Raw genomic sequence first — 11,125 nt, 5'->3', positions numbered from 1 at the left:
GGGCCGCACGTGTTCTCCGGTGTAGTGATTCGTGAGTTTCATGGTTCCAACTGCCCAACTATTGACCCGACGGAAATAACAACCCTGAAATTAGACCTCCAGACAGCCCAAGCGGCGGATGGTCACCCTTCGCGCGACATTTCGCGCGTTCCGCGCGGACACGCGTCACGTGCACTTCCTGATCCTTTCGCAGTCTTGTGCAGTCTTGGGCAGTCTTGGGCAGTCTTGGGCAGTCTTGGGCAGTCTTGGGCAGTCTTGGGCAGTCTGTCGCACCGCTTGATCTGGCATGTCCATCGAATCGCCGTAGAATGGGAAAATGACCAACCTGCCCCCTCCCCCGCCTCCGCCGCCTCCCGGCCGTGGCCGCGGTCCGCAGCAACGCAACAAGAACGAGCAGTCCTCCGGTAAAGATGCCAACCCCGACGGAACCCCCGCGGGAAAGGGTCCGGGCAGCTGGCCGAAGTGGGCCATTTATGTCATGGTCGGCGTTCTCGCCGCTGCCATTCTGGTCCCCACCCTGTGGCCCTCCGAAACCGGTGAGTCACTCGAGTACTCCGAATGGCGTGAACTCGTCGTTGACGGAGAAATCGCGACGGCCGAGATCAACACCGGCTCCGGCAAGATCACCGGACAGTTCAACAACGAAGACAAATACACCACCTCCGGTGGTGGCGAGCGCGGCGTGTCCGCAGCCGACGAAGCGTTGCTCCTGAGACAGGACGTCAAATACCGGTTCATCCCGCCGAGCAGCAACTGGCTCTTGGGCCTCCTTTCGATCTTCTTGCCAATCGCTTTGATCATCGCCTTCTTCGTTTGGATGCAGCGCCGTGCGCAGGGCCAAATGGGCGGCGTCATGTCGATCGGTAAGTCGAAGGCCAAGGCGTACGACGCCAGCCGCCCTTCGACGACGTTCGACGACATCGCGGGCTATGACGGGGTCAAGCAAGAGATCACCGAAGTGGTCGACTTCCTGCGCATGCCCGAAAGGTTCAAGGAAATCGGCGCACGGGTCCCCAAGGGCATTCCGCTCGTCGGCCCTCCCGGTACCGGCAAGACGCTCTTCGCCCGCGCCGTCGCAGGCGAGGCCGGAGTCGGCTTCTTGAGCGTCACTGGTTCTGACTTCATGGAGATGTTTGTCGGTGTCGGCGCCAGCCGGGTCCGCGATCTCTTCCAGCAGGCCAAGCGCATGGGCAAGGCCATCATCTTCGTTGACGAGATCGACTCGATCGGCCGTAAGCGCGGCGCTGGCCTCGGCGGAGGCCACGACGAACGAGAGCAGACGCTCAACCAGATGCTCGCCGAGATGGACGGCTTCGAGGCCACCGAGGGCATCGTCATTCTCGCTGCCACCAACCGTCCTGACATCCTCGATCCGGCGCTGCTGCGCCCGGGGCGCTTCGACCGCCAGATCGTGGTTCCGCTTCCCGAGTGGAGCGAGCGCAAAGCGATTCTCGACGTCCACAGCCGTGATAAGCGGATGGGTCCTGACGTCGACATGGACACGATGGCCCAGGCCACACCTGGCATGTCGGGTGCCGACCTCGCCAACCTGGTCAACGAAGCAGCGCTCGTCGCAGTCCGTCGGAAGTCGAAGCAAATCGAACGCATCGACTTCGAGAACGCACGCGACCGAGTGGTTCTCGGTGCCAGTCGTGAGTCGATGATCCTGAGCCCCGAAGAGAAGCGAGCAACCGCCTTCCACGAAGGCGGACATGCATTGCTCGCCACCGTGCTTCCCCACGGCGACCCACTCCACAAGGTCACCATCCTCCCGCGTGGCATGGCGCTCGGTGTCACATGGTCGCTCCCCCAGGAGCGTCATACGTACTCGAAGGAGTACTTCGAAGACACGATCTGCAAGGCAATGGGCGGTCGTGTCGCCGAGATGATCGTCTTCGGCAACCTGAACTCAGGTGCAGCGAACGACCTCGAACAAGCCACCGGCATCGCTCGCCGCATGGTTCGCGAATGGGGCATGTCCGAACGTGTTGGTCCGCAGGCCTGGAGCAGCCAGCAGCAGACCTTCCTCGGCGACGACCTCATGGGTTCAGGCCGCGAGTACAGCGACGACACTGCGAAGCTGATCGACGAGGAGATCGGCCGGATCCTGCACGAGCAAGAGCAGCGGGCAAATGATGTCATCACGAAGCACTCCGAGGGCCTCCGCCTGATTGCTGAAGCGCTCCTCGAGCACGAGACAATCGACGGCCCAGAAGTCGCCCGACTGATCCAGTCCGCCCTTCCCAGCAACGCACCGGTTCACTGACTGGCACCCCGACGTCGTCACTGTCACACTCAGGTCTGCTTGGTTTCAGAGGGTGACAGTTAGTGCCCGGGGGCCGAGCCTGGCTCTCGGATTTCAGCGACGGCGGCCCACATGTCGGTGGCGTTGACCGGGCCGACGAAGTGCTTGCGGGTCACACCCTGAGCATCGCTGATCAGCAGCGTCGGCACAGCGTCGATCTGATATTTCTCGTGCAAGGCCTTCGCCTCGCCGTATTCGACTTCGACGACGGCGACTTCCTTCGACTCCATCACCGCAGCTCGCTCGGCCACGCCCTTGCACACATCGCACGTTGCTGAGCTGAAGATGGTGACCAGCCAAGGTGCATCCGGGCGAGCAAAATCGGAACGGTCGATCTGCTCGGGCACGTTGTGGTGACGCTGCGTTGGAGCGTCGGGTGTGCGGCGAGATCGCGAGACGAGCGCAACGACTCCGACCACAGCGATGATGACGGCAGCAATAACGAGGCGCTCCATGCACTCGTCAGGCTAACGGCCGGCGTCACGGCCGGGGTCACGTCGATCGACTGCGACTCGAACCTGGTGGGAATGTGATGGCAACGGTCACTGCAGCGATCGCATAACAACCCCCGACGAAGGTGTACGCCAGGTGATAGTTGGCAACATCGGTGTTACCAACGCCACGAGCGACGATCGCGATCGCGACCGAAATACCGAATGCGTAGAACACCTGCTGTGTCGTACGGATCATCGCGTTCGAGGTCCCAAAACGCGCTGGCTCAATGTCGGCCAGCCCGGCACTCGCCCACGTCGCAATCGTCGACCCAACCCCGATGCCGGTCAGCACCGACAGCGGTACAAATCGCGTCCACACCGCTGGGTCATTGCCGAGCAGCAGCCGATACGAGAAGTATCCGACAGCACAGAACGAACTACCCGCTGCGAGGATCCACCGGTGTCCGATCCGGTCAGCCCAGCGGCCGGCAATGGGCGAAATCGACGCAGCGATGAGTGGTGAAAGCATCAATGCGGCACCGGTCGTCCGCAACGATTGGCCCCACAGTTCCTGCAACAACAGCGAGTTCACGAGAAATCCCGAGGTGAATGCCATCGAATAGAAGGCGAGCCCGAGGTTGGTGCTGGTGAACGAGCGGTGCCGAAAAAGGTCGATCTCGATGAGGGGCTCGGGGTGATGACGGGAACGACGAACCAGTGCAGCGATCAGCGCGATGCCTGCAATACAGAGTGCGGCGGTGATTGGGTCACCGAGACCGTTCGACTCCGAGCGGACGATGGCGAACATGACGAGCGCCACTCCCGCCGTTCCAATCGGCACACCGAGCAAATCGACCCGGCCGGTTGCGTTCGGGTTCTTTGATTCGGTCAGCAGCTTCGGCGCCAAGGCCAGCACCAGCAGGCACAGCGGGACGTTGATCAGGAAGACCCCGCGCCACGACCAGGCTTCAGTCACGAATGCTCCGATCGCCGGTCCTGCTACGGCGCCCAACGCACCGGTTGCTCCGGTGATGCCAATCACCGATGACCGCTTGTGGGCGGGGAACGCCGGCAGAACAACCGCAATGGCGGTCGGTGAAATAATTGCGCCACCGATCCCTTGCACGACGCGCGCCGCGATCAGCAGCGTGGCGTTCGGGGCCAGACCAGACAGCAGTGAGCCGAGCATGAAGATGCCGACGCCCGGGAGGAACAACTTTTTGCGGCCGATGCTGTCGGCGTAACGACCCGCCACCATGAGCAGTGCGGCGACCGTGATGTTGTAGCCAGAGATGACCCAGCCGAGTGTCGCCTCAGAGACCGCGAAGTCGTCGCGGATCGACGGGAACACCACGTTGACTGCGGACACGTCGATGACGACGAGGAAGAACACCAGGGTGGTGACCCCGACGGCGAGCCATGCGTCGCGACCCGGCTCCTCGACACCGTCTGCGCAAAGCGAAGGTGCGGGTGGAGTCATCGCCGGAGCGTAGCCAACGAACCGAATTCCAGTTGCAGGGTCAGCGTTGCAGGGCCAGCGTTGCAGGGTCAGAGTCGCAGGGTCAGAGTCGCAGGGTCACGCTCATGTGTTGCTGGCGGGCACCGCCCACGACCCGGATCGTCCGGGCAGGTTGCCGCCACGAGCGAGCGATCGCTCGATGAAGACACGGTTCGACGAGTTGACGATCAACTCTTGATCGAGTGCGTCGTCAGTGGTGAGGTCGATCGTGATCACCGCGCCCGGCCCGAGCGGGATATCCGTGAGGCTCGGGATGGCCGTTGGGCCACCGGGCCCGACGGCCTCGATGGTAATCGTGGCCTGCTCGTTGTCGACGTTGTACACGATGAGGGCGTTTTCGGTCGGCACCGACGGCCCGATGCCAATATGCCAACGGTTGGCAACGAAGCCGTCAGGCCGAGGCGGTGCGCCCTGGACCACCGATGTGACGAACGAACCGCCGACCGGCCGCGTGAGGACGCGTTCGACCACAATCGTCGGCTGGGCGAGTGTCGAAAAAACAACCGAATGGCGCCCGTTCGGGACACGCGCGGCAAAAAACTCCGGGTCAGTGTTGGGGTCAGTGTTGTCAGTGTTGGTGTTGTTGTCGGTGTTGGTGGTGTTGGTGTCGTCGGCAGCACCTTCAAAGGGCTTGAACATCACTACCTGACGAGCAGGGACATTGATCGGTGCGAAGTCACCGCCGTCAAATTCAAGCGGCAGGCCCAAGAAGTACACGTCGACCTCGACATCCCCGTCGGTCGGGTTGTAGATCGAGAACGTCTCGGTGATGCCTGCGCCGCGTTCGCCGTCAGCAAACCACCACTGGTCGCGCAGTGCCGGAGCTGCGAGTGACACGTCGTAGCCCAGGCGGCCTCCGCCGGTGAAGTGTTGGGCGCGACCAACAACAAGTCGCCCGCCGCGGGTCGTAATGCTCGCAGCGATGATCGGTTCGTCACGGTTGCCGAGTTCGGCGATCGGAATGACCTTGACCGACTTGGCCGGCACGGGGAATCCCTGGAAGGCATTGGGTTCGCTGGACCCGGACTCGGTTGCGAAGGCAAGGTCGGTGAGCACGAGATCGTCGTACGGGTTGGTCAGGATCAGTGTCTCGATGCTGCCTCCTGCGGTGAACCCGTCGGCGAGATACCACTCGTTCGAAGTCTCTCCGGCACACGGTGCAACGGAATCGCCAGCAGGATGGTTGGCGATCTGTTCAACGAACCCGCGGCCACCGTCGATCTCGACGACGACGCTGGCAAACGACGTCGTGACGAACGCATCGACATCGATAGTGCTCTGGGACCACGGGCCCACGGTGAACCCTTGCTCAACCTCAAGACCTTCCGGGCTCATCACCATGAAGCGACCCTCAAGTTGTTCACTCTCGCGGTTGGAGATGACAACCGAGCCACCGACGCCATCCTCACCGGTCGCAGGAATTCCCGGGCAGAACCAACTACCTGTCAATGAACCCGTGTCGGTGACCGAAGGCATCCAGGTTCCAGCTGGCGAGGAGAACACAGGAGCGGGACTTGCGATTGTGTCGCGTCCGACCACGAACAGCCCAGCGAATGCTGCGAGCAGGAGGACAAGAGCAGGGATGGAACGACGATTCATGACGGCTCCTCGGAGTCCACTTCATCCAGCCTGATCGGGTCAGATGCCGCATCAACCGCAACCACCAGTACATCACCGGCGTCATCGGCGTCATCGGCGTCATCGGCGTCATCGGCGTCATCGTCGAGCAGCGACTGATCGCCGGCGGTCGAGATGTCTTGGCGGGCCATTGCACCGGTCAGGTCGAATCCTGGGTCGAGGCTGATGTTCAAAGAAGCATCGGCTTCGATGTCGGCGTCACCCAGATCGATCAATGTTTCGTCTTCGACGAGCGGTCCGCTCCGTCGGGCCAGCGGCAGGCTGACTCGGGTCGCTGCGAAGAGCGCAATTGCCCACAGCACGACCTGCAGCGCCAACAGCAGCGAACGGGATGACGGCGTCCTGTAGGCCAGTTCGGCACTACCTGCCCGCTCAACATCAAACGCCGTTGTCAAGCCAAAGGCACGTCGCGGCTCGATGGACTCGCCATCAACGGTCAACGACCAGTTCTCATCGAACGGGACGGCGAGATGGATCACACCGGGCACGACGTCGTCGATCGACGTCGTCTGGTGGTCGGCACCGAGGAACACCGGCGATGCCGAGCTGAGTTCTGCGCGGACGAGCGCACCGGCACCCGCAGTCCGGCTCGCTGCAGCAGTGGTGCCGGTGAGCTGGCTGACTATTGGGATCCACGCTGTGTTCTCGAACACCTCGAGCGTCGGCAATCCGGTGACGGAGGTCAGATCGAGCTGATCCTCGAGCGCATCAATGAGACCGCCTGGAAGTGGGAGCGGCTCCGCTGTGGTCGAGACGACGTTGTCAAATTCGGGAGCGACGATGAACCGAATGCCCAGCGGCGCCAACAATCGCCCGGCGCGCAACGTCGACGAACTCGCCATTTCGTCGAATGCAAGCGCTATCGCGGTATTCGCTTCGTTCGACGGAGCAGCCCAACGGTCGCGTACGTCGAGGAGCCCATCGTCGAGGATCGCAAACGAGACGCCGTCGCGGTATTCGACCGACGGCACCGGAAGCAGACGGGCGTCGCCGACGAGCAACACGTTGTAACCGCCGCGGCCGGGCTCAATGAGCGGTCCGTTCTCGTTCGAGTCGCCTGACGGTTGGTCGATCGTGTCATCGGGAAGTTGCGCTTCGAGCAGACGAGCGAGCGGCGTCGTCGGCGTGTTCCATCCACCATCGCCGATTGCGACGAGGCCGGGGAAAACTCCGACGACGACAGCGACACTTGCGAGCAACCCGAGAGGCTGACGCCAACCAAACGATCCGCCCCGAACATCGAGGTCGAACGCCGCAATCGCCGCAGCGGCCGAAATCGCCAAGCCGACGGCGACAGGCACGAGCAGGATGCCGGCATCGGGACCCCTCCACGGCAATGCATCACGATCAGCCAACACCGCGAGCGCACCGAATACGGCCACCAGGCCTCCTGCGCGGACTGCCCACGTGAGCCGCCAGGCACGGGCCAACGCGACCGCAGCGATCACTGGGACGTACAACGCCATCGAGAGCCATGCGAAGTCGACGTCGCCGAGTCGGAACGAGGCGAGGTCTGCCAAGCCGCGTCCCGGGTTGCCAATCGGCGCTGGGCCGACGAGCTGGTCCCAGGACCACGAGGAGACCCAGGGGAAATTGAGCAGAAGACCACCGACAATTGCTGCGGTACCGACTTCGAGGTAGCGGAGCGCAGTTCGCCACGGGGCGAGCGCAAGCAAGGTCGACAGTGTGAGGACGACCACGATGACAATGGCGACAACCACGGTGACGGGAACGAACGCTGCAGCAAGCGCGACAACGATGGCTGCTGATGCTGTTCGGCGAAGTCGTTCTGGCAGCGACAGATGCACCAGCCCATCGGCCATGTCTGATTCGGCGCTGCGCGGATCAGCAGTGTCGACGCCGACCGCGCGACGCATCGTGTGGATCATCCACGGCACGGCGGCGTAGGTGACCAGTGTGTTCAATCGCCCGGTCGACATGGCGCCGACCACGAGCGGGCTGGCTGCATAAACGACGAGCGCGGAGATGCGCGCACGAGTCGACGGGAAGACGGTGGCCAGCTTCCAGAGCCCGATCAGACCGACGACGACCAGACCGACGATGAACGTCGTGTGGAGCGCTCCCATCCGCAAGAGTGTGAAGACGGAGAGCCCCGACAGCGTTGCCCAGCCGGTTGGATTCGGCGATGTCGCTCCAGAGCCGGACGGGTTCCATCCGCTGATGTAGCTGTCGAGCAGTACCCGCGGGCTCTCAGGGAACCGGAGGAACTCGCCGACGGCTGGCACGCCAGACACGAAGAAGTCACGGCTTCCAATGGCGATCGCAGCCAGTACCGCGAGCCATGCAAGGACTGGCGCCGTCGTCGACTCACGCCAACGCCGGACATTGGTGTCGGTGCCGACGAAGGTCTCCGTATCTCTGGACCGCAGGAATCGGACCAGTCGCGCGCTTCCGCCAACCTGCAGTCCGAGCACTTCTCGTTCGGGCACGCGACGCAGAGGTTTGACAACTCGCCGTCGAGCCAATAACGACAGCGAGCGCGGGATCAGCCCCGCAAGGGCACGGACTGAAGCCCACGCTTCGCCGAAACGGCCAGTGAACACTCCAACCACGATCTCGACGGCAGTTAAGACGACCATCTCGACCGATCGGCCTGGCAGTCGCGTCGGCCCGGTGAGGGTCGCTACCGCACGCATCCGGTGACGTGCGCTCAGCAGATCGTGATTGAGGTCTGGACGCCGCTCAGCGAGCTGGCCACGGTGTCGAACTCGTGCAGCCGGAACAACGACCACGCGAGCTCCGCTGTGATGGATTCTCCAGCACAGCTCGACATCGTCGCCATGGAACGAGATGGCGGGATCGAACCCGCCGACCTCACGGAACAGGTCAGCCCTGACCAGCATGAACGCCGATGGCAGCGCGAACACGTCGCGCACGCCATCGTGCTGTTCCTGGTCAACTTCGCCGGGGTCGATACCGAGATCGATCTCGCCGAATCGGTCAAGACCGAGGCCGACGGCCTGCAGCGCACTCGGGTTGTCCCATTCGACGAGTTTGGGACCAACAATGCCAGCGTTCGAACGGTAGATCTCTTCGACGAGGGTGCGGACCGCGTCGGACTCCGGAGCAACATCGTCGTGACACAGGAGGAAGAACCCGTTGTCGCCTTCGACGAGCCGCAACACTTCGTTGGCGGCGGCTCCAAACCCCGCATTGGCGCCGAGGCCTCGCACAAACGCCTTCGGGATCCGCACGCGGATGCGCTCCTGGAGCAACTCGTCTGCGACGTCGGCAAGAAAGAGGAACCGGAGGTTTGGGTAGTCCTGATCGGCGAGCGCCTCAAGCGTTTCTTCGAACCATGGACCCGGTTCGTGAACGACGACGACCGCAACGACTGGCGGCGCCTGTGGTGATTCCGGTTGCACGTGGCGCGACGATAGCTGCGCCGACCCACTGGTCGAGGTCATGCCCGTCCACTGCCAGGTAGCCTCTGTCACATGGCGCAGTGGCACACGGTCAACCTGACGAACTTCGATCTCGCGCCCGCAGCGCGTACCGCCCAACACGTGTCGGGAACGGTTGCGAAGCGGACCCTCGACGTCGCAAAGGACGCCACATATGTCGGTGTCGGCTTGGGTTTGCTGCTGTTTCAGCGGGCACAGGTGCAACGCCGCGAATTCGAGCGAAGCCTCCGCGACTGAGTAGCACCGTGACCACATCCGACGAATTACCGGAACCGACTTCGCCGACGCGCGAGCGGCTCCCCCTTCCTGACGGCACCATTCCTGTCGGCATCGCCCTGCTGATTGCTGGGGTGGCCACGTATGCCTTCTTTAAGATCGGCAACGTCGCGGTCGGTGGCGACAAGGCGTTCGCCCCAATCACGTCACTGTGGTTCGCAACGTTCGCCCTCGCTCCGGGGTTCTTTCTGCCGCTCGAACAAGAACTCGGTCGCGCCCTCGCCCATCGTCGGGCACTCGGCCAGGGCACCGCCCCGGTCGTGAAAAAGGTCATCCAACTCGGCGTCGGCCTCACCATCAGTGTCGTCGCTGTCATTGCGATCACCAGCCCATGGATCGCCGACAGCTACTTCGACGGCAACTGGTTCATGGTCATGGCCCTCGTCCTGGCCTTTGCCTCATACGCGCCTGCCCACTTGGCTCGTGGCATCTGCTCGGGTAACAGTCGATTCCGTTCGTACGCGGTGATCATGGGTTCCGACGGCGTCATCCGCATCATTTTGTGTATCGCACTGGCAGTCGTCGGGGTCACCGCGGTCGGGGCGTACGGTCTCGCCGTCGCCCTTGCGCCGCTGTTCGCAGTGGCCTACGTCTACAAGCGTGGCCAGCTGGCCAATGACGACGGCCCGCCGGCCTCCTGGAGCGAAGTCACACCGAACCTCGGTTGGCTGCTGCTCGGTTCGGTGTTCGCGGCATCACTACTCAACGCTGGTCCAATCGCTGCGAGCCTCCTGGCCGCCGACGACCAAGATGTGCTCGTCACGCAGTTCGGCCAGGGCGTCCTGCTCGCACGCATCCCCCTGTTCCTCTTCCAGGCTGTGCAAGCCGCGCTCCTCCCCCGGCTCAGCCAACTCGCCGCGCAAGGCGAACTCGACGAGTTCCGAAGCGGACTGAAACGCCTCATGGGGGTGGTGCTCGTCGTGGGCGTCGTCGGCACGACAGGGGCATTCCTGATCGGCCCGTGGGCGCTTGAAGTGGTTTTTGATGCCGACCTGACCGGCCGCACCTTGGCACTCTTGGCCTTCTCGAGCGCCTGCTACATGGTCGCCTTGGCAACAGCGCAAGCCGTGATCGCCCTCAAGGGCCACGCACTGGTGTCAATCGGCTGGGGCATCGGCGTCATCGCATTCATCATCGGCACTTGGCAGGGCAGCGACGACGTGTTCCGTCGTGTGGAGATCGGCCTCCTGGCCTCTTCCATCGCGGCCATGGTGACCTTCGGCCTGACCTTGCGGTACAAGCTGATGATGGGTGTTGTTCCGGATCAGGACTCGATCATGGACGCCATCACCGACATGCCCTTCGAAAGTTAACGCTGGTGCGCCAATCGGCGCCGTTCTGGCCGCTCGGTGCAGGCGGGTCGGTGCAGGCGGGTTAGTGCAGGCCAGATTGCAGGCCGGGTGGCTGGATTTTGGCGAGGTATGCGTTGTCGGTTTGCATGCGTTGGCGGAGGTCGTCGTAGTAGGTGCGGGGCGGGTTGAAGTAGATCTGCCCGGTGTCCATCCGGCCGCCATCAGGATGCGAATAG

Annotated in this window: 7 protein-coding genes; 3 read left to right on the top strand and 4 right to left on the bottom strand. The window is 63.1% G+C overall.

Annotation, left to right across the window (positions count from 1 at the left end; genetic code table 11):
* Positions 1-316 precede the first annotated feature (316 nt).
* Positions 317-2,266, top strand: a complete 1,950-nt coding sequence (gene ftsH, locus ACH2EI_RS16325; RefSeq protein ID WP_395160793.1) for an ATP-dependent zinc metalloprotease FtsH — start codon at positions 317-319, stop codon at positions 2,264-2,266.
* A gap of 59 nt (positions 2,267-2,325) precedes the next feature.
* Here the strand turns inward: ftsH and ACH2EI_RS16320 are convergent, their stop codons facing one another.
* From ACH2EI_RS16320 to ACH2EI_RS16305, 4 genes are all read right to left on the bottom strand, one after another.
* Complete coding sequence (locus ACH2EI_RS16320; RefSeq protein WP_395155271.1) at positions 2,326-2,760, bottom strand: thioredoxin domain-containing protein; 435 nt, start codon at positions 2,758-2,760, stop codon at positions 2,326-2,328.
* Between the two features lie 37 nt (positions 2,761-2,797).
* Positions 2,798-4,219: an MFS transporter gene (locus ACH2EI_RS16315; protein WP_395160791.1), complete on the bottom strand. Its 1,422-nt coding sequence runs from the start codon at positions 4,217-4,219 to the stop codon at positions 2,798-2,800.
* Between the two features lie 102 nt (positions 4,220-4,321).
* Positions 4,322-5,857 carry a hypothetical protein gene (locus ACH2EI_RS16310; RefSeq protein ID WP_395160789.1) on the bottom strand — a complete coding sequence of 512 codons (1,536 nt, stop codon included), beginning with the start codon at positions 5,855-5,857 and terminating at the stop codon, positions 4,322-4,324.
* Positions 5,854-9,282 (bottom strand): glycosyltransferase, encoded by a 3,429-nt coding sequence (locus tag ACH2EI_RS16305; protein WP_395160787.1) that lies wholly within the window; start codon positions 9,280-9,282, stop codon positions 5,854-5,856. The genes ACH2EI_RS16310 and ACH2EI_RS16305 overlap by 4 nt, the downstream gene beginning before the upstream one ends.
* A gap of 72 nt (positions 9,283-9,354) precedes the next feature.
* Between ACH2EI_RS16305 and ACH2EI_RS16300 the strand changes: the two genes are divergently transcribed.
* A complete protein-coding gene (locus ACH2EI_RS16300) occupies positions 9,355-9,558 on the top strand; it encodes a hypothetical protein (RefSeq protein ID WP_395152388.1) in 204 nt (67 codons plus the stop codon).
* 8 nt (positions 9,559-9,566) lie between these two features.
* Positions 9,567-10,910 carry a lipopolysaccharide biosynthesis protein gene (locus ACH2EI_RS16295; protein ID WP_395152389.1) on the top strand — a complete coding sequence of 448 codons (1,344 nt, stop codon included), beginning with the start codon at positions 9,567-9,569 and terminating at the stop codon, positions 10,908-10,910.
* Positions 10,911-11,125: the final 215 nt, after the last annotated feature.

The organism is Ilumatobacter sp. (assembly GCF_041688325.1).
GTDB lineage: Bacteria > Actinomycetota > Acidimicrobiia > Acidimicrobiales > Ilumatobacteraceae > Ilumatobacter_A.
Note: the sequence above shows the minus strand (reverse complement) of the source record. Positions and strands in the feature narration are given on the sequence as shown.